Here is a 21834-nt window from a genome sequence, read left to right as displayed (position 1 = left end):
TCGGACCTGGCGCAGGGAATGTCAGTACGACTGCTCGTCGTAGGCCGCGTCGTCGCCACCGTCGTAGAACGCGGCGGACGGGTCGAAGTCGAGCGGCGAGTCCTTGAGCGCCAGGCCGAGCTCGGCCAGCTTCTCCTTGACCTCGTTGATCGACTTCGCACCGAAGTTGCGGATGTCGAGCAGGTCCGCCTCGCTGCGCGCGACGAGCTCACCGACCTGGTGGATGCCCTCGCGCTTGAGGCAGTTGTACGAGCGGATCGTGAGGTTGAGCTCCTCGATCGGCAGCGCCAGGTCCGCGGCCAGCGCGGAGTCCGTCGGCGACGGGCCGATCTCGATGCCCTCGGCCTCGACGTTCAGCTCGCGGGCCAGGCCGAACAGCTCGACGAGCGTCTTGCCGGCGGAGGCGAGAGCGTCGCGCGGCGTGATGGCCGGCTTGGTCTCGACGTCGACGATCAGCTTGTCGAAGTCCGTGCGCTGCTCCACACGGGTGGCCTCGACCTTGTACGTGACCTTGAGGACCGGCGAGTAGATCGAGTCGACCGGGATGCGGCCGATCTCGGCGTCCAGCGACTTGTTCTGCGCCGCGGAGACGTAGCCACGACCGCGCTCGACGGTCAGCTCGATCTCGAGCTTGCCCTTCTCGTTGAGCGTGGCGATGTGCAGGTCGGGGTTGTGCACCTCGACGCCCGCCGGCGGGACGATGTCCGCGGCGGTGACGGCCCCGGCACCCTGCTTGCGCAGGTACATGACGACCGGCTCGTCGTTCTCCGAGGAGACGACCAGGTTCTTGATGTTGAGGATGATCTCGGTGACGTCCTCCTTCACCCCCGGCACGGTGGTGAACTCGTGGAGCACACCGTCGATGCGGATGGAGGTGACGGCCGCGCCCGGGATGGACGACAGCAGGGTGCGGCGCAGCGAGTTGCCGAGCGTGTAGCCGAAGCCGGGCTCCAGCGGCTCGATGGCAAACCGGGTGCGGTGCTCCGAGATGACCTCTTCGGTCAGGGTGGGGCGCTGTGCGATCAGCACTGTGGTTGTCCTTTCGGTGTGCGTCCGCTATTTGACGCATCACAGGTTGCGCGGGACATCTGCTCGCGAAGGCCGGGTCGGACCAGGTCCGTCCGCCCGACCAGGGTCGACCGGCCGGGCACCGTCGGTGCCCGGCCGGTCGGGTAGGTCAGACGCGGCGACGCTTCGGCGGGCGAACGCCGTTGTGGGCCTGGGGCGTCACGTCCTGGATCGAGCCGACCTCGAGGCCGGTCGCCTGCAGGGAGCGGATGGCGGTCTCACGACCGGAACCCGGGCCCTTGACGAAGACGTCGACCTTCTTGACACCGTGCTCCTGGGCGCGGCGGGCGGCCGACTCGGCGGCGAGCTGCGCGGCGAACGGCGTCGACTTGCGCGAGCCCTTGAAGCCCACGTGGCCGGCCGAGGCCCACGAGATCACGGCACCGGTCGGGTCCGTGATGGACACGATGGTGTTGTTGAACGTCGACTTGATGTGCGCCTGGCCGACGGGGACGTTCTTCTTGTCCTTGCGGCGCGGCTTGCGCGTGCCGGCAGCGGCACGAGACTTGGGAGGCATGTGCTCGTTCTCTCCTAGTACTGAGGTCGTCGGACCGGAGCGGGCCGTGAGGCCCGGCTACCCGGACTGCTAGACGTCAGCGGGCCTTCTTCTTGCCCGCGACGGTGCGCTTCGGACCCTTGCGGGTGCGCGCGTTGGTCTTGGTGCGCTGACCGCGCACCGGCAGCCCGCGACGGTGGCGCAGACCCTGGTACGTGCCGATCTCCACCTTGCGGCGGATGTCGGCGGCGACCTCGCGGCGGAGGTCACCCTCGAGCTTGTAGCTGCCCTCGAGGTAGTCGCGGAGAGCGACGAGCTGGGCGTCGTCGAGGTCCTTGACGCGGACGTCCGAGCTGATGCCGGTCGCAGCCAGCGTCTCGGTCGCGCGGGTACGGCCGACGCCGTAGATGTAGGTGAGCGCGATCTCGACCCGCTTCTCGCGGGGGAGGTCGACGCCGATAAGACGTGCCATGTGCCTGACGGCTCCTGTACTTCACCGGAGGTCTTCCGCATCGTCGTCCCGCGGAGCTGCGGGCCCCGGCCTCCGGGCCGAGGGTTCCACCGCCTCCTTCGTCAGGGGCGGACTTGTGGCGATGCGCTGGCGGCGACGGCTAGGCCGTCACCAGGTGCTGCGTCAGCCCTGGCGCTGCTTGTGGCGCAGGTTCTCGCAGATCACCATGACGCGACCGTGCCGGCGGATCACCTTGCACTTGTCGCAGATCTTCTTGACGCTGGGCTTGACCTTCATGGTTCTTTCCTTCGCCGCCTCGGCCCCGCACTACCGTCACAACGGTGCGAGGACCCCGCAGGTGCTGCGGGAGTCGGCGTGGTTGAGGGGTGGATCCGCCCGGAGACCCGGGCGGACGTGACGGGTGACTACTTGTAGCGGTAGACGATCCGGCCGCGAGACAGGTCGTACGGGCTCAGCTCCACCACGACCCGGTCCTCGGGGAGGATGCGGATGTAGTGCTGACGCATCTTGCCCGAGATGTGAGCGAGAACCTTGTGACCGTTGGCCAGCTCCACGCGGAACATCGCGTTCGGCAGAGCCTCGATCACGCTGCCCTCGATCTCGATGACGCCGTCCTTCTTTGCCATGTCCTCCGCTAACTCTTCGTCCTGACTGCTTCCTTCGGCCCCCGGGCGAACCCGGCCGCACCGCGCGGCATGTGGCCGACGGCGTGACACCGGTGGTGGGACGTGGGATGTCGTGTGCTGCCGCCCGTCCCGGCCGGAAGACCGGCTGGGGGCGCGAGCGGACTACACCCAAAGAACTAGCCTACCGGACCGATCCAGGTGGTGGAAACCGAACGGACGGTGCCGTGGCTCACGTCCCGCGTCAGTCGACGACGACGACGTCGACACCCAGCTCCTTGAGGCGCTCCGCCCCGGCGTCGGGGGCCGTGAGCACGGTGATGCCGTCCTCGAGGATCGCGACCGAGTGCTCCCAGTGCGCGGAGCGCGAGCCGTCCGTCGTGACGACGGTCCAGCCGTCCTCGAGCTCGCGGGTCGCCCCGCTCCCCCGGGTCACCATGGGCTCGATCGCGAGGCACATGCCGGTCTTGAGCGGCATGCCGCGGCCGCGCTCGGCGTAGTTCACGACGTCCGGCGGCTGGTGCATCGCCGTGCCGATGCCGTGGCCCACGTACTCCTCGACGATGCCGAGGGCGACGCCCGTCGCCGCGGAGGCTACCTCGACCGCCGTCTCCACCGCGCGGCCGACGTCGTTGAGCCGGCCCCGGGCGGCCAGCGCCGCGATGCCCGCCCACATCGCCGCCTCGGTGGCCCGCACCAGCGCGTCGTCGGCGGGGTCCGCGTCGGGCGAGCCGGGCGGCAGGGCGCCGTCGGCACCCAGCACGAACGTCGTCGCGGAGTCGCCGTGCCAGCCGTCGACGACGGCGCCGGCGTCCACGGACACGACGTCCCCGGCCTGCAGCACGCGCGGGCCGGGGATGCCGTGGATCACCTCGTCGTCGACCGAGGTGCAGATCGTCGCGGGGAACCCGTGGTACCCCAGGAAGTTGGACGTCGCCCCCGCCCGGTCGATGACCTGGCGGGCGACGACGTCGAGGTCCGCCGTCGTCATGCCCGGGCGGGCCGACGCGCGGACGGCCGCCAGCACGTCGGCGACGACGAGACCGGCGCGCCGCATGACGCGCACCTGCTCGAGCGTCTTCAGCTCGACGCGCTCGCGACCCATGAAGGCGGCCTCAGCCGAACTGGGCCTGGAGACCGGCCACGATGCGGTCGGTCACCTCGGCGACCTCGCCGATGCCGTCGACCTGCACCAGCAGGTCGCGCTCGCCGTAGGCGGAGGTCAGCGGGGCGGTCTGCTCGGCGTAGATGTCGAGGCGGCGCGCGATGGCCTCCTCGGTGTCGTCCGCGCGGCCCTCGAGCTCGGCACGCTTGGCGATGCGGCTCAGCAGCTCGGCGCGGTCGGCGGTGAGCTCGATGACGCCGTCGAGCGACCAGCCGAGCTCGCCCAACGTGGCGTCGAGCGCCTCGACCTGGTGCGCGTTGCGCGGGTAGCCGTCGAGGATGAAGCCCGCCTTTGCGTCGTCCTCGCCGAGGCGGGAGCGGACCATCGAGTCGGTGACCTCGTCGGGGACGAGCTCGCCCTTGTTCGTGTACTCCTGCGCCAGGCGGCCCAGCTCGGTGCCGCCCTTGATGTTGGCGCGGAAGATGTCACCGGTCGAGATCGCGGGGATCCCGAAGACCTCGGCCAGGCGAGCCGCCTGCGTGCCCTTGCCGGAGCCCTGCGGGCCCATGATCAGCAAGCGGGTCGCGCGGCCCTCGGGGCCGGACGCGGGGTGCAGGTCGTGGCGCGAGGGGACGTTCTCTGTCAACGGAGGAACCCTTCGTAGTGACGCTGCTGCAGCTGCGAGTCGATTTGCTTCACCGTCTCGAGGCCGACGCCCACGATGATCAGGATCGACGTGCCGCCGAACGGAAGGTTGGCCGTGATGTCGAGGAACACGACCATCAGCGTCGGGATGAGTGCGATGACCACGAGGTAGAGGGCGCCGGCCGACGTGATGCGGTTGCTCACGTAGTCCAGGTACTCCGCGGTCGGGCGGCCGGCACGGATGCCAGGGATGAAGCCGCCGTACTTCTTCATGTTGTCGGCGACCTCGTCCGGGTTGAACGTGATCGACGTGTAGAAGAAGCAGAAGAACAGGATGAGGACCGAGTACAGCGCGATGTAGAGCGGCGCGTTCTGGTGGGCCAGGTGCGCCGAGATCCACTGGACCCACCCCGCGCTCTGGTCGCCGAACTGCGCGATCAGCGTCGGGATCGACAGGATCGACGACGCGAAGATCACCGGGATCACGCCGGCCATGTTGATCTTGATCGGGATGTACGTGCTCGTCCCGCCGTACATGCGGCGGCCCACCATGCGCTTGGCGTACTGGACCGGCACGCGGCGCTGCGACTGCTCGACGTAGACCACGAGGCCGATGACGAGGACGATCACCGCGACCACGATGATGATGTTGCGGATGCCGTTGTTGCCGCCGGCGACCGACCAGAGACCGGTCGGGAAGCTCGCGGCGATCGACGTGAAGATGAGCAGCGACATGCCGTTGCCGACACCGCGCTCGGTGATGAGCTCGCCCAGCCACATGATCAGGCCCGTTCCGGCGGTCATGGTGATGACCATGAGCAGCATCGTCACGACGGAGCGGTCGGCGATGACGTCGAGGTTGCAGCCGGGGAAGAGCAGGCCCTGGCGAGCCGTCGTGATGACGGTCGTGGACTGCAGGATCGCGAGCGCGATCGACAGGTACCGGGTGTACTGCGTGAGCTTCGCCTGACCCGCCTGACCCTCCTTGTGAAGGACCTCGAAGCGGGGGATCACGACGCGCAGCAGCTGGATGATGATGCTCGCGGTGATGTACGGCATGATGCCGAGCGCGAAGACCGACAACTGCAGGAGCGCGCCACCGCTGAAGGTGTTGACGAGTCCGAGGAGCGACGTGCCACCGGCCGAGTCGGCGATGCACTGGCGGACGTTCGGGTAGTTCACGCCAGGCGTCGGGATGAACGAACCGACGCGGAAGATCGCCATGATCGCGATCGTGAACAGCAGCTTGCGCCGCAGGTCAGGCGTCCGGAACGCCCGGACGAATGCGCTGAGCACCTAGTCCTCCTGGCCCGCCGAAGGGGCGGGTGACTCGTGTCGCCGGACCCCGGCGAGGTGTGGCGTCGTCGTCGTCGGGCGGTACGCCCGACGCCGTCGGCGCCGGATGGACACGGTCCGGGCCAGGTCGCGTGACCCGGACCGCGCGCCGCACCAGAGGTACGACAGGACCGCAGGGATTCTATGCGGAAGTGGGGGTGTCTTGACCAGCGACGTGGCCAACGATGACAGCACACAGGGCCGGGGGCGACAACGCGCCTCCGGCCCTGTGTGATGGTGTCAGTCCTCCGAGACCGAACCGCCGGCCGCCAGGATCTTCTCCTTGGCGGAGCCGGACAGCGCGTCGACCGCGACGTCCAGCTTGACGGTGATCTCGCCCGTGCCCAGCACCTTCACCGGCTGACCCTTGCGGACCGCGCCCTTGGCGACGAGGTCCTCGACGGTGACGGAGCCACCCTCGGGGTACAGCGCGGCGAGCTTGTCCAGGTTCACGACCTGGAACTCGACGCGGAACGGGTTCTTGAAGCCGCGCAGCTTCGGGAGGCGCATGTGCAGAGGCATCTGCCCACCCTCGAAGCGCTGCGGGACCTGGTAACGAGCCTTCGTACCCTTGGTACCGCGGCCCGCGGTCTTGCCCTTCGAGCCCTCACCGCGACCCACACGGGTCTTCGCGGTCTTGGCACCGGGGGCAGGACGCAGGTGGTGGACCTTGAGGGGGTTGACCTTCTCGGTCACCTCCGCCTCAGCCACCTTCTTCTTGGCCTCAGCCATGGTCAGTCGACCTCCTCGACGGTCACGAGGTGCGAGACCGTGTTGACCATGCCGCGGATCTCGGGACGGTCCTCCTTGACGGCGGTGTCACCGATCCGCTTGAGGCCCAGGGTCCGCAGCGTCTCGCGCTGGTTCTTCTTGCCGCCGATGGCGGACTTGGTCTGGGTCACCTTGAGACGAGCCATCACGCACCCACCTTCTCGGCAGCGTCCTTCTTCGCCGCGATGCCGGCGGCCTGCGCGCGCAGGAGCGCGGCCGGGGCCACGTCCTCGAGCGGCAGCCCACGGCGCGCGGCCACGGCGGCCGGCTCCTCGAGCTGCTTGAGCGCCTGCACCGTCGCGTGGACGATGTTGATCGAGTTCGACGAGCCGAGCGACTTGCTCAGGACGTCGTGGATGCCCGCGCACTCCAGCACGGCGCGCACCGGACCACCGGCGATCACACCGGTACCCGGCGACGCCGGACGCAGGAACACGACACCGGCAGCGGCCTCACCCTGGGTGGGGTGCGGGATGGTGCCCTGGATGCGGGGGACGCGGAAGAAGTTCTTCTTCGCCTCCTCGACACCCTTGGCGATCGCCGCGGGCACCTCCTTGGCCTTGCCGTAGCCGACGCCCACGGTGCCGTCACCGTCGCCCACCACGACGAGCGCGGTGAAGCTGAAGCGGCGACCGCCCTTGACGACCTTCGCCACACGGTTGATCGTGACGACGCGCTCGACGAACGCGGACTTCTCCGCCTCGCGGCGGTCGTTGCGGCGGTCGTCGCGGCGGTTGCTGCGACGTCCGTCGTTGTTGCTCTCGTTGGCGCCCTGGGGGGCGCCGGTGCGCTGCCCTGCAGCCATCAGAGGTTCTCCATCTTCCGGTCGGTCTTCGAGGCGATCGCCGCCATCACAGTGCCAGCCCGTTGTCTCGTGCACCGTCGGCGACCGCAGCCACACGACCGTGGTACTTGTTGCCGCCGCGGTCGAAGACCACGGACTCGACGCCGACAGCCTTGGCACGCGCGGCGACGAGCTCGCCGACCTTGCGGGCCTTGGCCACCTTGTCGCCGTCGAAGGCGCGCAGGTCGGCCTCGAGGGTCGACGCCGACGCGACGGTCTTGCCGACCGTGTCGTCGACGATCTGAGCGACCATGTGGCGGTTCGAGCGCGTCACGACGAGGCGCGGACGAGCAGCGGTGCCGCTGATCTTCTTGCGCAGACGAAGGTGACGGCGCTGCTTGGCAACGGCCTTGCCCTTGCCCAGGATCTTGATAGCCATCACTTACCAGCCTTTCCGACCTTGCGGCGGACGACCTCGCCGGCGTAACGCACACCCTTGCCCTTGTACGGCTCGGGCTTGCGGATCTTGCGGATGTTCGCCGCAACCTCGCCGACCTGCTGCTTCGAGATGCCGGCCACCGTGAACTTGGTGGGGCTCTCGACCGAGAACGAGATGCCCTCGGGAGCGGAGACGACGACCGGGTGCGAGAACCCGAGGGCGAACTCGAGGTCCGAGCCCTTGGCCGTGACGCGGTAACCCGTGCCGACGATCTCGAGCTTCTTCTCGTAGCCCTGCGTCACGCCGGTGACGATGTTCGCCAGCAGCGTGCGGGTCAGGCCGTGCAGCGCACGGGAGTCACGCTCGTCGTTGGGGCGCGTCACCACGAGGGTGGCGTCCTCCTGGACGACCGTGAGGGGGGCGGGGACGTTGTGCTCGAGGGTGCCCTTCGGGCCCTTCACGGTCACGAGCGCACCCGAGATGGTGACGTCCACGCCGGCGGGAACCGGAACGGGGATCTTGCCGATTCGAGACATGGCTTATCTCCTTTCCGATTACCAGACGTAGGCGAGGACCTCGCCACCGACGCCCTTGGCCTGAGCCTGGCGGTCGGTGAGGAGGCCGGAGGAGGTCGACAGGATCGCGACACCGAGGCCACCGAGGACCTTGGGGAGCTCCGTCGACTTCGCGTACTTGCGAAGACCCGGCTTCGAGATGCGGCGGATGCCCGACAGGGCGCGCTCGCGGTTCGGGCCGTACTTCAGGGTGATGGTGAGGTTCTTGCCCACCTTCGCGTCCTCGACGACGAAGCCGGCGATGTAGCCCTCCTTCTGAAGGATCTCCGCGATGTGGAGCTTCAGCTTGGAGGACGGCATCGTCACGGTGTCGTGGTGCGCCGAGTTGGCGTTCCGCAGACGCGTCAGCATGTCTGCGATCGGGTCAGTCATCGTCATCTGGGCTCTTGCCCTTCCTCGTCGCGGTTTCCGGCCGGCTCAGCATGGACGGATTGCCATGCGGTCCCGGCCGGACCTACGACGTCGTAGGTGTTACCAGCTGCTCTTGGTGACGCCAGGGAGCTCGCCGCGGTGGGCCATCTCCCGGACGCAGATACGGCACAGGCCGAACTTGCGGTAGACCGAGTGGGGTCGGCCGCAGCGCTGGCACCGGGTGTAGGCGCGGACCGCGAACTTGGGCTTCGCGGCGGCCTTGTTGATCAGGGCCTTCTTCGCCATGTCAGTTCTCCTCCTTGAAGGGGAAGCCGAGACGGCGGAGCAGGGAACGGCCCTCGTCGTCGGTGTTCGCCGTGGTCACGACCGTGATGTCCATACCGCGGACACGGTCGATCCTGTCCTGGTCGATCTCGTGGAACATCGACTGCTCCGTGAGGCCGAACGTGTAGTTGCCGTGGCCGTCGAACTGCTTGCCCGACAGACCGCGGAAGTCACGGATACGGGGCAGGGCGATCGACAGCAGACGGTCGAGGAACTCCCACATGCGGTCACCGCGCAGCGTCACGTGGGCGCCGATCGGCATGCCCTCGCGCAGCTTGAACTGGGCGATCGACTTGCGGGCCTTGGTGACCTGCGGCTTCTGGCCCGTGATGGCGGTGAGGTCGCGGATGGCGCCCTCGATGAGCTTGGAGTCCTTGGCGGCGTCGCCGACACCCATGTTCACGACGATCTTCGTCAGACCGGGAACCAGGGTGACGTTCGGGTAGCCGAACTCCTCGCGGAGCGCGGTCAGGATCTCCTCGCGGTACTTCTGCTTGAGGCGCGGGGTGGCCGGGGCCTCGAGAGTGGTCTCGGTCATCAGACGTCCTTCCCGGAGCGCTTCGCGACGCGGACGCGAACCGTCTTGGTCTTGCCGTCGCGCTCGACCTGCTCGAGGCGGAAGCCGACGCGGGTGCCCTTCTTGGTCTCCGGGTCGACGAGCATGACGTTGGAGACGTGGATCGGGGCCTCGACGGTCTCGATGCCACCGGTGCGGGTGCCGCGGGCGGTCTGGCCGGCCTTGACGTGCTTGGTCACACGCTGGACGCCCTCGACGACGACGCGGTCGGAGTCCTTGAGGACCTCCAGGACGCGACCGGTCTTGCCCTTGTCACGACCGGCGATGACGACCACCTGGTCGCCCTTCTTGATCTTGGCCATGGTCAGAGCACCTCCGGCGCGAGCGAGATGATCTTCATGAACTTCTTGTCGCGAAGCTCGCGACCGACCGGACCGAAGATGCGGGTGCCACGAGGCTCGCCGTCGTTCTTGAGGATGACAGCGGCGTTCTCGTCGAACTTGATGTAGGAACCGTCGGGACGGCGGCGCTCCTTGGCGGTCCGGACGACGACGGCCTTGATGACGTCGCCCTTCTTCACGTTGCCGCCGGGGATAGCGTCCTTGACGGTGGCGACGATGACGTCACCGATACCGGCGTAGCGACGGCCGGAACCACCGAGAACGCGGATGCAAAGGATCTCCTTGGCACCCGTGTTGTCGGCGACCCGGAGTCGCGACTCCTGCTGGATCATTCAAATGCTCCTGTCGTCGAGCTGGTTCTCCCGCGCGCGCCCGCGTACCAGGACGCAGACAGGCGAGGGAGCCTGGCCGAACGGATTGATGGTTGTGGCCACCCGCACGCATACGTGTGTCACGCCGCGGGCAGGCCAATGGGAGAGTCTACGCCGCCCGGGCCCCCGACGGGGACCCGGGCGACGAAGATCACTCTCTGGGTGTCACTTGGCCTTCTCGAGGATCTCCACCAGGCGCCACCGCTTGGTCGCGGACAGCGGGCGGGTCTCCATGATCACCACGAGGTCGCCGATGCCGGCGGTGTTCTGCTCGTCGTGGGCCTTGACCTTGGTCGTGCGACGCATGACCTTGCCGTAGAGCGGGTGCTTCACCCGGTCCTCGACCTCGACCACGATGGTCTTGTCCATCTTGTCGCTGACCACGTAGCCGCGGCGGGTCTTGCGAATGCCGCGCTCCTCGGCCTCAGGGGCCGCAGTCGTCTCGTTGCTCATCTCTGCCTCACTCAGCGCTCGGAGCCGTACGGATGCCGAGCTCGCGCTCACGCAGGATCGTGTAGATCCGCGCGATGTCGCGCTTGACGGCCTTGATGCGGCCGTGCGACTCCAGCTGGCCGGTGGCCGACTGGAAGCGGAGGTTGAACAGCTCCTCCTTGGCCTTCTTCAGCTCGGCGACGAGCTTCGCGTCGTCGAAGCCGTCCAGCTCGGTCGGGGCCAGGCCCTTGGTACCGATAGCCATCAGTTCGCACCACCCTCGCGCACCACGAAACGGCACTTCATCGGGAGCTTGTGGATCGCTCGGCGCATGGCCTCACGAGCCAGGGGCTCCGGGACGCCGGCCAGCTCGAAGAGAATGCGGCCGGGCTTGACGTTGGCGACCCACCACTCGGGCGAGCCCTTGCCGGAACCCATGCGGGTCTCGGCGGGCTTCTTGGTCAGCGGACGGTCCGGGTAGATGTTGATCCAGACCTTGCCGCCACGCTTGATGTGGCGGGTCATCGCGATACGAGCAGCCTCGATCTGACGGTTGGTGACGTAGGCGGGCTCGAGAGCCTGGATGCCGAAGTCACCGAACGAGATCGTGTTGCCACCCTTCGACGCGCCGGAGCGGCCGGGGTGGTGCTGCTTGCGGTGCTTGAGCCTGCGGGGAATCAGCATGCTCAGGCCTCCGTTCCGGTCTCAGCCGGCGCCTCAACGGCGGGAGCGGCGGCCTCGGCCGGCGCATCCGTCGACGGGGCAGCCGAACGGTCGTTGCGGCGACCGCCACGACGGTCGCCACCGCGCTCGCCACCACGCTCGGCGCGCGGGCCACGGCCCTGGCGCGGAGCGGAGGTGGCCTGCTGGGCGGCGAACTCCTTCTCGGTGACGTCGCCCTTGTAGATCCACACCTTCACGCCGATGCGGCCGAAGGTGGTGCGGGCCTCGAAGAAGCCGTAGTCGATGTTCGCGCGGAGCGTGTGCAGCGGCACGCGACCCTCGCGGTAGAACTCCGACCGGCTCATCTCGGCGCCGCCGAGACGGCCCGAGACCTGCACGCGGATGCCCTTCGCGCCGGCACGCTGCGCGGACTGGATGCCCTTGCGCATGGCTCGACGGAAGGAGACGCGCGAGGCGAGCTGCTCGGCGATGCCCTGGGCGACCAGCTGAGCCTCGATCTCGGCGTTCTTGACCTCGAGGATGTTCAGCTGGACCTGCTTGCCCGTGAGCTTCTCGAGCTCGCCGCGGATGCGGTCGGCCTCGGCGCCACGACGGCCGATCACGATGCCCGGACGCGCCGTGTGGATGTCCACGCGGACGCGGTCGCGGGTGCGCTCGATCTCGACCTTGGCGATGCCGGCACGCTCGAGGCCGGTGGCCATGAGCTTGCGGATCTCGACGTCCTCACGGACGTAGTCGCGGTACCGCTGGCCAGGCTTCGTGCTGTCGGCGAACCAGCGCGACCGGTGGTCGGTGGTGATGCCGAGGCGGTACCCGTGCGGGTGAACCTTCTGCCCCACTATCGGGCCCCTTCCTTCTTCTCGCGCGGTGCGACCACCACGGTGATGTGCGAGGTCCGCTTGAGGACCTGGGCCGCACGGCCCTGGGCACGCGGGCGGAACCGCTTCAGGGTCGGGCCCTCGTCCACGAACGCGGCGGAGACGACGAGGTCCTGCTCGTCGAAGCGCTCGCTCGCGCGGTCGGCCTTCACCCGGGCGTTGGCGATCGCGGACTCCACGACCTTCAGCACCGGCTCGGCGGCGGCCTGCGGCGCGAACTTCAGCACCGCGACGGCCTCGCCGGCCTGCTTGCCACGGATGAGGTCCACGACGCGCCGGGCCTTCATCGGCGTCACGCGGACGAACCGCGCCTGCGCCTTGGCTTCCATTGCTGTCCTGCTTTCCTGTATCGAAGACAGTCCAGGTTCATCGTCACTGAGCTATGCCTGTCAAGGCATCGGCTCAGCGACGACGACCCTTCTTGTCGTCCTTCACGTGGCCGCGGAAGGTCCGCGTGGGAGCGAACTCGCCGAGCTTGTGGCCGACCATCGACTCGGTCACGAAGACCGGAGTGTGCTTGCGGCCGTCGTGCACGGCGAAGGTGTGACCGAGGAAGTCGGGCGTGATGACCGACCGACGGGACCAGGTCTTGATGACGTTCTTGGTCCCCTTCTCGTTCTGCACGTCCACCTTCTTCTGGAGGTGGCCGTCGATGAAGGGGCCCTTCTTCAGGCTACGAGGCATGTTCCAGGCTCCTTATCAGCGCTTCTTGCCAGTGCGGCGGCGACGAACGATCAGCTTGTCGCTCGGCTTGTTCGGACGGCGGGTACGGCCCTCCGGCTGGCCCCAGGGGCTCACCGGGTGGCGACCGCCGGACGTCTTGCCCTCACCACCACCGTGCGGGTGGTCGATCGGGTTCATGGCGACACCACGCACGGTCGGGCGGACGCCCTTCCAGCGCATGCGGCCGGCCTTGCCCCAGTTGATGTTCGACTGCTCGGCGTTGCCCACCTCGCCGACCGTGGCGCGGCAGCGCAGGTCGACGTTGCGGATCTCACCGGACGGCATACGCAGCTGGGCGTAGGGGCCGTCCTTGGCGACGAGCTGGACCGAGACACCGGCCGAGCGGGCGATCTTCGCGCCGCCACCGGGACGCAGCTCGATGGCGTGGATGACCGTACCGGTCGGGATGTTGCGCAGCGGCAGGTTGTTGCCGGGCTTGATGTCGGCGCCGGCACCGGCCTCGACGACGTCGCCCTGCGACAGCTTGTTCGGCGCGATGATGTAGCGCTTCTCGCCGTCCGCGTAGTGCAGGAGGGCGATGCGCGCGGTGCGGTTGGGGTCGTACTCGATGTGAGCGACCTTGGCCGGCACGCCGTCCTTGTCGTGACGACGGAAGTCGATCACGCGGTACTGGCGCTTGTGGCCACCACCCTTGTGTCGGGTCGTGATGCGACCGGTGTTGTTGCGGCCACCCGTCTTCGACAGGGGGCGGACCAGCGACTTCTCCGGCTGCGAACGGGTGACCTCGACGAAGTCCGCCACGCTCGAGCCACGACGGCCAGGCGTAGTCGGCTTGTACTTACGAATACCCATGGGATTCAGTCCTCGATCTTCTTCAGTACCGGGTCAGCCGACCGGACCGCCGAAGATGTCGATCGAACCCTCGCGGAGGGTGACGATCGCACGCTTCGTGTCCTTGCGCTTGCCCAGGCCAAAACGCGTGCGGCGCGTCTTGCCCTTGCGGTTGATCGTGTTGACCGAGTCGACCTTGACGCCGAAGACCTGCTCGACAGCGATCTTGATCTCGGTCTTGTTGGCACGCGGGTCCACGACGAAGGTGTACTTGCCCTCGTCGAGGAGGCCGTAGCTCTTCTCGGAGACGACCGGCGCGAGCAGGATGTCGCGCGGGTCCTTCTGCACGGTGGTCACTTGGTGGCCTCCTCAGCGGCCTCGACGGCCTCGCTCTCGGTCGCGACGGCCTTCGCGCCCTTGGCAGGGCCGGCGAGGAACGCGGCGAGCGCACCCTCGGTGAAGACGATGTCGTCCGAGACGAGGACGTCGTACGTGTTCAGCTGGTCCGCGACGAGCAGGTGGACCTCGGGCACGTTGCGCAGCGACAGGATCGTCGCCTCGTCCGTGCGCTCGGTCACCACGAGGACGTGGGGACGCTCGGTCAGCAGGGCCAGGGTCTGGAGCGCGGTCTTGGTCGACGGCGTGCCGTCGATGCCGAAGCCGGAGACGACGTGCACGCGACCGGCGCGAGCGCGGTCGGAGAGGGCGCCACGCAGAGCGGCGGCCTTCATCTTCTTCGGGGTGCGCTGGTCGTACGAGCGCGGCTGCGGGCCGTGGACGGTGCCACCGCCGGCGAACTGCGGAGCGCGGGTCGAACCCTGACGGGCGCGGCCGGTGCCCTTCTGCTTGTACGGCTTCTTGCCACCACCGCGGACCTCGCCGCGGGTCTTCGTGGCGTGCGTGCCCTGACGGGCAGCGGCACGCTGCGCGACGACGACCTGGTGGATCAGCGGGACGTTGGTGACGACGTCGAACACCTCGGCGGGAAGCTCGGCCTGGCCGGCCTTCTTGCCCTGGGCGTCGAGAACGTCAACGATCTGTGCGGTCATGCTTTTCACGCACCCTTCGCGGCGGTCTTGACGACGACGACGCCACCCTTGGGGCCGGGAACCGCGCCCTTGACGAGCAGCAGACCCTTCTCGACGTCGACCGCGTGGACGGTCAGGTTCTGGGTGGTCTGACGCTCGGCGCCCATGCGACCAGCCATGCGCAGGCCCTTGAACACGCGCGACGGCGTCGACGCGCCACCGATCGAGCCCGGCTTGCGGTGGTTGCGGTGCGAACCGTGCGAGGCGCTCACGCCGGCGAAGCCGTGACGCTTCATGACACCAGCGGTGCCCTTGCCCTTGGTCGTCCCGGTGACGTCGACCACGGCGCCGGCCTCGAAGGCGGCGGCGGTGATCTCCTGACCGACCGTGTAGGTGGCGGCGTCAGCGGTGCGGATCTCGGCCACGTGACGGCGCGGCGTGACGCCGGCCTTCTCGAAGTGGCCCTTCAGCGGCTTGGTGACCTTGCGCGGGTCGATCTGGCCGGCGGCCAGCTGGACGGCCGCGTAGCCGTCGGTCTCGGGCGTGCGGACCTGGGTCACCACGTTGGTGTCCACCGCGACGACCGTGACGGGCACGAGGCGACCGGCCTCGTCCCACAGCTGCGTCATGCCGAGCTTCTTGCCCAGCACCGCGGTCACGTTCTTCTGCAGGTTGCTCATCTTCTCGCTCCCCTGCCTCAGAGCTTGATCTCGATGTTCACGTCGGCAGGCAGGTCGATACGCATGAGCGAGTCGACGGCCTTCGGCGTGGGATCGATGATGTCGATGAGCCGCTTGTGCGTGCGCATCTCGAAGTGCTCGCGGCTGTCCTTGTACTTGTGAGGCGACCGGATCACGACGAAGACGTTCTTCTCCGTCGGGAGCGGCACCGGGCCCACAACAGTCGCACCGGCACGCGTGACCGTGTCAACGATCTTGCGCGCCGAGCTGTCGATGACCTCGTGGTCATAGGACTTGAGCCGGATGCGGATCTTCTGTCCCGCCATGGCGTCGTCTGACTCTCTCTCTAGAACCGCTACTGTCCGACCCCCGCGCTCGGGCGTGTCGCGTGTGCGACCCGCACGAAGCCTTGGAGGCCGTTGATTGTGATCGCACCGGAAGGGCGACCACGACGTGTGTCTGGCCTGTCGAACCCTCCCCTGGAGGACGTGTGTCCACCGAAGCTCGGTCGTTGCGGAGCGCTCATGTGTTCGAACAGAGGGCGACCCCGCGAACCCCTCCACCGGAGGGGGACGGCTTTCAGCCGGCTCGACGGACCGCCCGGACCGAGATCCGAGGGGCTCCGCGCGGCTGCGGTGCAACACACTGTTCGACACGAGAAAGAACGCGCCCGTGACAGGCAACCTGACTAGTGTGCCACACGCCCCAGCCGATCCCAAGCCGAGCGGCTGTGACGCTGCACCCAGCGCCACAGGTCAGACGGCCCCGCGCCCCGAGGTCGTGCATCTGCCTCCTAGGAGCGTCATGCGTCCGTCCCCGGGAGCGTGTCGCCCGCGGACGGGTACGACGGCTGCGCGCCGACGCTCGTCGCGGCGAAGGCGCCGACCCGGTTCGCGAACCGCACCGCATCGAGCAGGCGGTCGCCCGCTGCGAGCCGGTGGGTGAGCGCGCCCACGAACGCGTCGCCCGCGCCCGTGGTGTCGACGGCGGTGACGCGCGGCGCCTGGACGTGCTCGACGCCGTCTCGCCCCTGGAGGGCGACGAGCGCGCCTCGTGCGCCGAGCGTCAGGACGACCGAGCGCACCCCGGCCGCGACGAGCGCCGACGCGACGGCCGCGTCGTCGGCCGTCCTCCCGGTCGCGGGCCGGGACGGGTGCTCGGCGCCCAGGACCTCCAGCGCGCCGCGGGCCTCGTGCTCGTTGACGACGAGGGGGTCGGCGAGCCGGACGACGTCGGGGTCGAGCGCCACGGCAGGGGCGAGGTTGAGCAGCACCCTCCCCCGTGCGGCGCGCGCCGCGGCCTCGACCGTCGCGCGCGGCAGCTCGCACTGGAGCACGACGACGCCGGCGGCGGCCAGGGCGGGGCCGTGCTCGCCCACCGTCGTCGGGCTCACCGAGCCGTTCGCGCCGGGCACGACGACGATGGCGTTCTCGCCGTCGTCGGAGACGGTGACGAGCGCGATGCCCGTGGGGCCGGGCACGCGGGCCACGGCGGTCGTGTCGACGCCGGCCGCCGCGAGGCCGGACAGCGCCACGGGCGCGAACGCGTCGTCGCCCACCGCTCCCACGAGCGCGACGTCGCTGCCCAGGCGCGCGGCGGCGACCGCCTGGTTGGCGCCCTTGCCGCCCGGCAGCACCGCGAGGTCGACGCCGAGCACGGTCTCGCCGGGTCGAGGATGCCGTGCGACACGGGCGACGAGGTCGGCGTTGACGGAGCCGACGACGACGATGCGAGCCACGGACCCAGCCTGCCGGTCCGCGGCCGAGCCGGCCCGGCGACGTGCCGGAGCAGCACGAAGGCCCCGGCTCCCTCGCGGGAACCGGGGCCTTCGCGGCTGATCAGGTCAGCCAGCCATCAGCACAAGATCACTTGATGATCTTGGTGACACGGCCCGAGCCGACGGTGCGGCCACCCTCGCGGATGGCGAAGCCGAGGCCCTCCTCCATGGCGATGGGCTGGATGAGCTGGACCGTCATCTCGGTGTTGTCACCGGGCATGACCATCTCGGTGCCCTCGGGCAGCTGGATGACGCCGGTGACGTCCGTCGTGCGGAAGTAGAACTGCGGGCGGTAGTTCGAGTAGAACGGGTTGTGACGGCCGCCCTCGTCCTTGCCCAGGATGTAGACCTGAGCCTCGAAGTCGGTGTGCGGGGTGATCGAACCCGGCTTCACGACGACCTGGCCACGCTCGACGTCCTCGCGCTTGATGCCGCGCAGGAGCAGACCGGTGTTGTCACCAGCCTGAGCCTGGTCCATCGACTTGTGGAAGGTCTCGATGCCCGTGACCGTCGTCTTCTGCGGGGTGCGGATACCGACGATCTCGACCTCGGAGTTGACGTTCAGCGCGCCACGCTCGACCTTGCCGGTGACGACGGTGCCACGACCGGTGATCGTGAAGACGTCCTCGATCGGCATCAGGAACGGCTTGTCGAGGTCACGAACGGGCTCGGGCACGTTGTTGTCGACGGCCTCCATGAGCTCGAGGACCTTCTCCTGCCACTCGGGGTCACCCTCGAGGGCCTTCAGGCCGGAGACGCGGACGACGGGAGCGTCGTCGCCGTCGAAGCCCTGCGACGACAGCAGCTCGCGGACCTCCATCTCGACGAGCTCGAGGATCTCCTCGTCGTCGACCATGTCGGCCTTGTTGAGCGCCACGAGCAGGTAGGGAACGCCGACCTGGCGGGCGAGCAGGACGTGCTCACGCGTCTGGGCCATCGGACCGTCGGTCGCGGCGACCACGAGGATCGCGCCGTCCATCTGGGCGGCACCGGTGATCATGTTCTTGATGTAGTCGGCGTGACCCGGGGCGTCGACGTGCGCGTAGTGACGGTTCGGCGTCTCGTACTCGATGTGCGAGATGTTGATCGTGATACCGCGCTGCTTCTCCTCGGGCGCCTTGTCAATGCCGTCGAAGTCGACGACCTGGTTGGCGAGGTAGCCCTCCGACGCCGGGTACTTCTCGGCGAGGGTCTTGGAGATGGCAGCGGTGAGCGTCGTCTTACCGTGGTCGACGTGACCGATGGTGCCGACGTTGACGTGCGGCTTGGTCCGCTCGAACTTGGCCTTAGCCACTGGGGTCCTCCTGGGACTGGGTAGATGTTCCCGAACGTTGCGAGACTCGGCACAAGAGCCTACCTCGCGGGGCGACGGGGTTTCCTACAGGGTGATTGGTGGAACTGGTCGACCTAGTGGGAACTCACTCGCCCCGGGTCTTCTTGATGATCTCGTCAGCGACGTTGCGAGGAACCTCGGCGTAGCTGTCGAACTGCATCGAGTACACCGCGCGACCCTGGGTCTTCGACCGGAGGTCGCCGATGTAACCGAACATCTCGCTCAGCGGCACCTGGGCGCGAACGACCTTGACGCCGGTCGCGTCCTCCATGGACTGGATCATGCCACGGCGGGAGTTGATGTCGCCGATCACGTCGCCCATGTACTCCTCGGGCGTACGCACCTCGACGGCCATGATCGGCTCGAGCAGAGCCGGGTCGGCGCGCTTGACGCCCTCCTTGAGGACCATCGAGCCGGCGATCTTGAACGCCATCTCGGACGAGTCGACCTCGTGGTACGCACCGTCGAGCAGCGTGGCCTTGACGCCCACGAGCGGGAAGCCCGCGAGGACACCCTGCTGGAGGGCGGCCTGGATGCCGGCGTCGACCGACGGGATGTACTCGCGCGGGATGCGGCCACCGGTGACGGCGTTGACGAACTCGTAGAGCTCGCCCTCGGTCGTGTCGAGCGGCTCGAAGGTCACCTGGACCTTGGCGAACTGACCCGAACCACCGGTCTGCTTCTTGTGCGTGTAGTCGACCTTCTCGACCGTGCGGCGGATGGTCTCGCGGTACGCGACCTGCGGCTTGCCGACGTTGGCCTCGACCTTGAACTCACGACGCATGCGGTCGACGAGGATGTCGAGGTGGAGCTCGCCCATGCCGCCGATGACGGTCTGGCCGGTCTCCTCGTCCAGCTTGACGCGGAAGGTCGGGTCCTCCTCGGCGAGCTTCTGGATCGCCGTCGAGAGCTTCTCCTGGTCGGCCTTCGTCTTGGGCTCGATGGCCACGTCGATGACCGGCTCGGGGAAGGTCATCGACTCGAGGATGACCTGCGCGTTCGCGTCGCACAGGGTGTCACCGGTGGTGACGTCCTTGAGGCCGATGAACGCGTAGATGTGACCGGCGGTCGCCTCGTCGACAGGGTTCTCCTTGTTGGCGTGCATCTGGAAGATCTTCCCGATGCGCTCCTTCTTGCCCTTGGTCGAGTTGATGACCTGGGCGCCCTGCGTCACCTTGCCCGAGTAGACGCGGATGAAGGTGAGCTTGCCGAAGAACGGGTGCGCGGCGATCTTGAACGCGAGAGCGGCGAACGGCTCCGTGGCGTCCGGGTGGCGCTCGACGACGACCTCGGGGTCCTTGACGTCGTGGCCCTGGATGGCCGGGACGTCGAGGGGCGAGGGGAGGTAGTCGACGACGGCGTCGAGCATGGGCTGGACGCCCTTGTTCTTGAACGCCGAACCGCACAGGACGGGGAAGGCCTCGCCCGCGACGGTGAGCTTGCGGATGCCGGCCTTGATCTCGGCCAGCGTCAGGTCCTCGCCACCGAGGAACTTCTCGAGCAGGTCGTCGTCGGTCTCCGCGACGGCCTCGAGGAGCTCGGCGCGGTACTGCTCCGCCTTCTCCGCGAGATCGGCCGGGATCTCCTCGATGTCGTACTTGGCGCCCATCTCGGTCTCGCCGCGCCACACGAGCGCGCGCATCTCGACCAGGTCGACGACGCCGATGAAGTCGTTCTCGGAGCCGATCGGGAGCTGGATGACCAGCGGCTTGGCCTTGAGGCGGTTCACGATCGTGTCGACCGTGAAGTAGAAGTCCGCGCCCAGCTTGTCCATCTTGTTGACGAAGCAGATGCGGGGGACCTCGTACTTGTCCGCCTGGCGCCACACCGTCTCGGACTGGGGCTCGACGCCCTCCTTGCCGTCGAAGACGGCGACCGCGCCGTCGAGGACGCGCAGCGAGCGCTCGACCTCGACCGTGAAGTCCACGTGACCGGGCGTGTCGATGACGTTGATCTGCGTCTCGTTCGGCTTGCCCTTGTTCCAGAAGGCGGTCACAGCAGCGGACGTGATCGTGATGCCACGCTCCTGCTCCTGCTCCATCCAGTCGGTCGTCGAGGCACCGTCGTGCGTCTCGCCGATCTTGTAGTTGACGCCCGTGTAGTACAGGATCCGCTCGGTCGTCGTCGTCTTGCCGGCATCGATGTGCGCCATGATGCCGATGTTCCGGACCTTGCTCAGGTCCGTCAGCACGTCAAGTGCCACGGTGTTCCCCTTGTCGGTGGAGAGGGTGGGACGCCTGCGGCCCCGGGGGTGGTACCCCCAGGGCCGACGACGATTACCAGCGGTAGTGGGCGAACGCGCGGTTCGACTCGGCCATCTTGTGCATGTCCTCGCGGCGCTTGACCGCGGCACCGAGGCCGTTCGAGGCGTCGAGGATCTCGTTCATGAGACGCTCGGTCATCGTCTTCTCCCGGCGGGCGCGCGAGAAGTCGGTCAGCCAGCGCAGGGCCAGCGTCGTCGAGCGCGTCGGGCGCACCTCGACCGGGACCTGGTAGGTCGCGCCACCGACGCGGCGGCTGCGGACCTCGAGGGCCGGGCGGACGTTCTCGAGCGCACGCTTGAGGACGACGACGGGGTCCTGGTCGGTCTTCGCACGGACACCCTCGAGGGCGCTGTAGACGATGGCCTCGGCCGTCGACTTCTTGCCGTCGAGCAGGATCTTGTTGATCAGCTGCGTGACGACGGGCGACCCGTAGACGGGGTCGGAGATGAGCGGCCGCTTCGGGGCCGGACCCTTACGAGGCATCAGGCCTTCTCCTTCTTGGCGCCGTAGCGGCTGCGAGCCTGCTTGCGGTTCTTGACGCCCTGCGTGTCGAGGGCACCACGGACGATCTTGTAACGGACACCGGGAAGGTCCTTCACACGGCCGCCGCGGACGAGCACGATCGAGTGCTCCTGCAGGTTGTGGCCGACGCCCGGGATGTAGGCCGTGACCTCGATGCCGGAGGAGAGCTTCACACGCGCGACCTTACGGAGCGCCGAGTTCGGCTTCTTGGGGGTGGTGGTGTACACACGGGTGCACACGCCGCGCCGCTGCGGGGAACCCTTGAGCGCGGGAGTCTTCGACTTCCCCGGCTTCGTGGTCCGGCCCTTGCGGACGAGCTGCTGGATCGTAGGCACTACGTCTCCGTCGTCTTCTTGGACTCACGGAGGCCGGCCGGCCCCCGTCGAAAGGTGAAAAGGCTGTGCGTGCCGGACAGGACACGGC

Annotated in this window: 34 protein-coding genes; all 34 read right to left on the bottom strand. The window is 68.3% G+C overall.

Annotated elements, in window-relative coordinates:
- Nucleotides 1-21: 21 nt before the first annotated feature.
- Nucleotides 22-1029, bottom strand: coding sequence for a DNA-directed RNA polymerase subunit alpha (locus ET471_RS08705; protein ID WP_129187617.1), 1008 nt, complete (start codon nucleotides 1027-1029; stop codon nucleotides 22-24).
- Between the two features lie 148 nt (nucleotides 1030-1177).
- Nucleotides 1178-1585: a 30S ribosomal protein S11 gene (gene rpsK, locus ET471_RS08700; RefSeq protein ID WP_129187616.1), complete on the bottom strand. Its 408-nt coding sequence runs from the start codon at nucleotides 1583-1585 to the stop codon at nucleotides 1178-1180.
- Between the two features lie 76 nt (nucleotides 1586-1661).
- Nucleotides 1662-2036, bottom strand: a complete 375-nt coding sequence (rpsM, locus tag ET471_RS08695) for a 30S ribosomal protein S13 (protein WP_129187615.1) — start codon at nucleotides 2034-2036, stop codon at nucleotides 1662-1664.
- Nucleotides 2037-2198: 162 nt separating this feature from the next.
- Nucleotides 2199-2312, bottom strand: coding sequence for a 50S ribosomal protein L36 (rpmJ, locus tag ET471_RS08690; RefSeq protein WP_009740505.1), 114 nt, complete (start codon nucleotides 2310-2312; stop codon nucleotides 2199-2201).
- A 128-nt stretch (nucleotides 2313-2440) separates the two neighbouring features.
- On the bottom strand, nucleotides 2441-2662 hold the full coding sequence (gene infA / locus ET471_RS08685) for a translation initiation factor IF-1 (protein ID WP_012877432.1): 222 nt from the start codon (nucleotides 2660-2662) through the stop codon (nucleotides 2441-2443).
- A gap of 241 nt (nucleotides 2663-2903) precedes the next feature.
- Complete coding sequence (map, locus tag ET471_RS08680) at nucleotides 2904-3764, bottom strand: type I methionyl aminopeptidase (RefSeq protein ID WP_129187614.1); 861 nt, start codon at nucleotides 3762-3764, stop codon at nucleotides 2904-2906.
- 10 nt (nucleotides 3765-3774) lie between these two features.
- Nucleotides 3775-4410 (bottom strand): adenylate kinase, encoded by a 636-nt coding sequence (locus tag ET471_RS08675; protein ID WP_129187613.1) that lies wholly within the window; start codon nucleotides 4408-4410, stop codon nucleotides 3775-3777.
- Nucleotides 4407-5705 carry a preprotein translocase subunit SecY gene (gene secY / locus ET471_RS08670; RefSeq protein ID WP_129187612.1) on the bottom strand — a complete coding sequence of 433 codons (1299 nt, stop codon included), beginning with the start codon at nucleotides 5703-5705 and terminating at the stop codon, nucleotides 4407-4409. The genes ET471_RS08675 and secY overlap by 4 nt, the downstream gene beginning before the upstream one ends.
- A gap of 279 nt (nucleotides 5706-5984) precedes the next feature.
- Nucleotides 5985-6476, bottom strand: a complete 492-nt coding sequence (gene rplO, locus ET471_RS08665; protein WP_129187611.1) for a 50S ribosomal protein L15 — start codon at nucleotides 6474-6476, stop codon at nucleotides 5985-5987.
- A 2-nt stretch (nucleotides 6477-6478) separates the two neighbouring features.
- The gene (rpmD, locus tag ET471_RS08660; protein ID WP_012877427.1) at nucleotides 6479-6661 is read right to left on the bottom strand and encodes a 50S ribosomal protein L30; all 183 of its coding nucleotides are present in this window, start codon (nucleotides 6659-6661) and stop codon (nucleotides 6479-6481) included.
- Complete coding sequence (rpsE, locus tag ET471_RS08655; RefSeq protein ID WP_129187610.1) at nucleotides 6661-7320, bottom strand: 30S ribosomal protein S5; 660 nt, start codon at nucleotides 7318-7320, stop codon at nucleotides 6661-6663. The genes rpmD and rpsE overlap by 1 nt, the downstream gene beginning before the upstream one ends.
- A gap of 46 nt (nucleotides 7321-7366) precedes the next feature.
- Complete coding sequence (gene rplR, locus ET471_RS08650) at nucleotides 7367-7738, bottom strand: 50S ribosomal protein L18 (RefSeq protein WP_129187609.1); 372 nt, start codon at nucleotides 7736-7738, stop codon at nucleotides 7367-7369.
- Nucleotides 7738-8274: a 50S ribosomal protein L6 gene (gene rplF / locus ET471_RS08645; RefSeq protein ID WP_129187608.1), complete on the bottom strand. Its 537-nt coding sequence runs from the start codon at nucleotides 8272-8274 to the stop codon at nucleotides 7738-7740. Before rplF ends, rplR begins: the two co-directional genes overlap by 1 nt.
- An 18-nt stretch (nucleotides 8275-8292) precedes the next feature.
- Nucleotides 8293-8691: a 30S ribosomal protein S8 gene (rpsH, locus tag ET471_RS08640; protein WP_129187607.1), complete on the bottom strand. Its 399-nt coding sequence runs from the start codon at nucleotides 8689-8691 to the stop codon at nucleotides 8293-8295.
- 93 nt (nucleotides 8692-8784) lie between these two features.
- Nucleotides 8785-8970 carry a type Z 30S ribosomal protein S14 gene (locus tag ET471_RS08635; RefSeq protein WP_012877422.1) on the bottom strand — a complete coding sequence of 62 codons (186 nt, stop codon included), beginning with the start codon at nucleotides 8968-8970 and terminating at the stop codon, nucleotides 8785-8787.
- A gap of 1 nt (nucleotide 8971) precedes the next feature.
- Nucleotides 8972-9547, bottom strand: a complete 576-nt coding sequence (rplE, locus tag ET471_RS08630) for a 50S ribosomal protein L5 (RefSeq protein ID WP_129187606.1) — start codon at nucleotides 9545-9547, stop codon at nucleotides 8972-8974.
- Nucleotides 9547-9888 carry a 50S ribosomal protein L24 gene (gene rplX, locus ET471_RS08625; RefSeq protein WP_129187605.1) on the bottom strand — a complete coding sequence of 114 codons (342 nt, stop codon included), beginning with the start codon at nucleotides 9886-9888 and terminating at the stop codon, nucleotides 9547-9549. Before rplX ends, rplE begins: the two co-directional genes overlap by 1 nt.
- 2 nt (nucleotides 9889-9890) lie before the next feature.
- Nucleotides 9891-10259: a 50S ribosomal protein L14 gene (gene rplN, locus ET471_RS08620; protein ID WP_129187604.1), complete on the bottom strand. Its 369-nt coding sequence runs from the start codon at nucleotides 10257-10259 to the stop codon at nucleotides 9891-9893.
- A gap of 204 nt (nucleotides 10260-10463) precedes the next feature.
- Complete coding sequence (rpsQ, locus tag ET471_RS08615; RefSeq protein WP_129187603.1) at nucleotides 10464-10751, bottom strand: 30S ribosomal protein S17; 288 nt, start codon at nucleotides 10749-10751, stop codon at nucleotides 10464-10466.
- A gap of 7 nt (nucleotides 10752-10758) precedes the next feature.
- On the bottom strand, nucleotides 10759-10995 hold the full coding sequence (gene rpmC / locus ET471_RS08610) for a 50S ribosomal protein L29 (RefSeq protein WP_129187602.1): 237 nt from the start codon (nucleotides 10993-10995) through the stop codon (nucleotides 10759-10761).
- Entirely contained in the window at nucleotides 10995-11414 is a 420-nt protein-coding gene (gene rplP, locus ET471_RS08605; RefSeq protein ID WP_129187601.1) for a 50S ribosomal protein L16, read from the bottom strand. Before rplP ends, rpmC begins: the two co-directional genes overlap by 1 nt.
- Nucleotides 11415-11416: 2 nt before the next feature.
- Entirely contained in the window at nucleotides 11417-12253 is an 837-nt protein-coding gene (gene rpsC, locus ET471_RS08600) for a 30S ribosomal protein S3 (RefSeq protein ID WP_129187600.1), read from the bottom strand.
- Nucleotides 12253-12621, bottom strand: coding sequence for a 50S ribosomal protein L22 (rplV, locus tag ET471_RS08595; RefSeq protein ID WP_129187599.1), 369 nt, complete (start codon nucleotides 12619-12621; stop codon nucleotides 12253-12255). The genes rpsC and rplV overlap by 1 nt, the downstream gene beginning before the upstream one ends.
- A gap of 73 nt (nucleotides 12622-12694) precedes the next feature.
- On the bottom strand, nucleotides 12695-12976 hold the full coding sequence (gene rpsS, locus ET471_RS08590; protein WP_129187598.1) for a 30S ribosomal protein S19: 282 nt from the start codon (nucleotides 12974-12976) through the stop codon (nucleotides 12695-12697).
- A 15-nt stretch (nucleotides 12977-12991) separates the two neighbouring features.
- Complete coding sequence (rplB, locus tag ET471_RS08585) at nucleotides 12992-13828, bottom strand: 50S ribosomal protein L2 (protein WP_129187597.1); 837 nt, start codon at nucleotides 13826-13828, stop codon at nucleotides 12992-12994.
- A gap of 33 nt (nucleotides 13829-13861) precedes the next feature.
- Nucleotides 13862-14164, bottom strand: a complete 303-nt coding sequence (gene rplW, locus ET471_RS08580; RefSeq protein WP_129187596.1) for a 50S ribosomal protein L23 — start codon at nucleotides 14162-14164, stop codon at nucleotides 13862-13864.
- On the bottom strand, nucleotides 14161-14856 hold the full coding sequence (rplD, locus tag ET471_RS08575; RefSeq protein ID WP_129187595.1) for a 50S ribosomal protein L4: 696 nt from the start codon (nucleotides 14854-14856) through the stop codon (nucleotides 14161-14163). The genes rplW and rplD overlap by 4 nt, the downstream gene beginning before the upstream one ends.
- A 5-nt stretch (nucleotides 14857-14861) precedes the next feature.
- Nucleotides 14862-15515: a 50S ribosomal protein L3 gene (gene rplC, locus ET471_RS08570; RefSeq protein WP_129187594.1), complete on the bottom strand. Its 654-nt coding sequence runs from the start codon at nucleotides 15513-15515 to the stop codon at nucleotides 14862-14864.
- A gap of 17 nt (nucleotides 15516-15532) precedes the next feature.
- Complete coding sequence (rpsJ, locus tag ET471_RS08565; RefSeq protein ID WP_012877409.1) at nucleotides 15533-15841, bottom strand: 30S ribosomal protein S10; 309 nt, start codon at nucleotides 15839-15841, stop codon at nucleotides 15533-15535.
- A gap of 476 nt (nucleotides 15842-16317) precedes the next feature.
- Nucleotides 16318-17253, bottom strand: a complete 936-nt coding sequence (locus tag ET471_RS08560; RefSeq protein WP_129187593.1) for a ribokinase — start codon at nucleotides 17251-17253, stop codon at nucleotides 16318-16320.
- Between the two features lie 127 nt (nucleotides 17254-17380).
- The gene (tuf, locus tag ET471_RS08555) at nucleotides 17381-18586 is read right to left on the bottom strand and encodes an elongation factor Tu (protein WP_129187592.1); all 1206 of its coding nucleotides are present in this window, start codon (nucleotides 18584-18586) and stop codon (nucleotides 17381-17383) included.
- A 124-nt stretch (nucleotides 18587-18710) separates the two neighbouring features.
- On the bottom strand, nucleotides 18711-20828 hold the full coding sequence (fusA, locus tag ET471_RS08550) for an elongation factor G (protein WP_129187591.1): 2118 nt from the start codon (nucleotides 20826-20828) through the stop codon (nucleotides 18711-18713).
- Between the two features lie 73 nt (nucleotides 20829-20901).
- Nucleotides 20902-21372 (bottom strand): 30S ribosomal protein S7, encoded by a 471-nt coding sequence (gene rpsG, locus ET471_RS08545; RefSeq protein ID WP_129187590.1) that lies wholly within the window; start codon nucleotides 21370-21372, stop codon nucleotides 20902-20904.
- On the bottom strand, nucleotides 21372-21746 hold the full coding sequence (rpsL, locus tag ET471_RS08540; protein WP_012877405.1) for a 30S ribosomal protein S12: 375 nt from the start codon (nucleotides 21744-21746) through the stop codon (nucleotides 21372-21374). The genes rpsG and rpsL overlap by 1 nt, the downstream gene beginning before the upstream one ends.
- Nucleotides 21747-21834: the final 88 nt, after the last annotated feature.

Origin of the sequence: Xylanimonas protaetiae (assembly GCF_004135385.1) — a bacterium.
Lineage (GTDB): Bacteria > Actinomycetota > Actinomycetes > Actinomycetales > Cellulomonadaceae > Xylanimonas > Xylanimonas protaetiae.
Note: the sequence above shows the minus strand (reverse complement) of the source record. Positions and strands in the feature narration are given on the sequence as shown.

Bases quoted from the DNA above. Each gene is read 5' to 3' on its own strand.
- rpsE (WP_129187610.1), bottom strand. From the start codon at position 7,320: ATGGCTGCAGGGCAGCGCACCGGCGCCCCCCAGGGCGCCAACGAGAGC.
- rplR (WP_129187609.1), bottom strand. From the start codon at position 7,738: ATGGCTATCAAGATCCTGGGCAAGGGCAAGGCCGTTGCCAAGCAGCGC.
- rplX (WP_129187605.1), bottom strand. From the start codon at position 9,888: ATGGCCAAGATCAAGAAGGGCGACCAGGTGGTCGTCATCGCCGGTCGT.
- map (WP_129187614.1), bottom strand. From the start codon at position 3,764: ATGGGTCGCGAGCGCGTCGAGCTGAAGACGCTCGAGCAGGTGCGCGTC.
- rpsG (WP_129187590.1), bottom strand. From the start codon at position 21,372: ATGCCTCGTAAGGGTCCGGCCCCGAAGCGGCCGCTCATCTCCGACCCC.
- rpsH (WP_129187607.1), bottom strand. From the start codon at position 8,691: ATGACGATGACTGACCCGATCGCAGACATGCTGACGCGTCTGCGGAAC.
- rpmC (WP_129187602.1), bottom strand. From the start codon at position 10,995: ATGGCTATCGGTACCAAGGGCCTGGCCCCGACCGAGCTGGACGGCTTC.
- rplC (WP_129187594.1), bottom strand. From the start codon at position 15,515: ATGAGCAACCTGCAGAAGAACGTGACCGCGGTGCTGGGCAAGAAGCTC.
- rplP (WP_129187601.1), bottom strand. From the start codon at position 11,414: ATGCTGATTCCCCGCAGGCTCAAGCACCGCAAGCAGCACCACCCCGGC.
- rpsJ (WP_012877409.1), bottom strand. From the start codon at position 15,841: ATGGCGGGACAGAAGATCCGCATCCGGCTCAAGTCCTATGACCACGAG.
- infA (WP_012877432.1), bottom strand. From the start codon at position 2,662: ATGGCAAAGAAGGACGGCGTCATCGAGATCGAGGGCAGCGTGATCGAG.
- rpmD (WP_012877427.1), bottom strand. From the start codon at position 6,661: ATGGCTCGTCTCAAGGTGACCCAGACCAAGTCCGCCATCGGCGGCAAG.
- rplO (WP_129187611.1), bottom strand. From the start codon at position 6,476: ATGGCTGAGGCCAAGAAGAAGGTGGCTGAGGCGGAGGTGACCGAGAAG.
- rplV (WP_129187599.1), bottom strand. From the start codon at position 12,621: ATGGAAGCCAAGGCGCAGGCGCGGTTCGTCCGCGTGACGCCGATGAAG.
- rpsS (WP_129187598.1), bottom strand. From the start codon at position 12,976: ATGCCTCGTAGCCTGAAGAAGGGCCCCTTCATCGACGGCCACCTCCAG.
- rpsM (WP_129187615.1), bottom strand. From the start codon at position 2,036: ATGGCACGTCTTATCGGCGTCGACCTCCCCCGCGAGAAGCGGGTCGAG.
- rpsQ (WP_129187603.1), bottom strand. From the start codon at position 10,751: ATGAGCAACGAGACGACTGCGGCCCCTGAGGCCGAGGAGCGCGGCATT.
- rplN (WP_129187604.1), bottom strand. From the start codon at position 10,259: ATGATCCAGCAGGAGTCGCGACTCCGGGTCGCCGACAACACGGGTGCC.
- rplB (WP_129187597.1), bottom strand. From the start codon at position 13,828: ATGGGTATTCGTAAGTACAAGCCGACTACGCCTGGCCGTCGTGGCTCG.
- rplF (WP_129187608.1), bottom strand. From the start codon at position 8,274: ATGTCTCGAATCGGCAAGATCCCCGTTCCGGTTCCCGCCGGCGTGGAC.
- rplD (WP_129187595.1), bottom strand. From the start codon at position 14,856: ATGACCGCACAGATCGTTGACGTTCTCGACGCCCAGGGCAAGAAGGCC.
- rpmJ (WP_009740505.1), bottom strand. From the start codon at position 2,312: ATGAAGGTCAAGCCCAGCGTCAAGAAGATCTGCGACAAGTGCAAGGTG.
- ET471_RS08635 (WP_012877422.1), bottom strand. From the start codon at position 8,970: ATGGCGAAGAAGGCCCTGATCAACAAGGCCGCCGCGAAGCCCAAGTTC.
- rpsK (WP_129187616.1), bottom strand. From the start codon at position 1,585: ATGCCTCCCAAGTCTCGTGCCGCTGCCGGCACGCGCAAGCCGCGCCGC.
- rplE (WP_129187606.1), bottom strand. From the start codon at position 9,547: ATGACCGAGACCACTCTCGAGGCCCCGGCCACCCCGCGCCTCAAGCAG.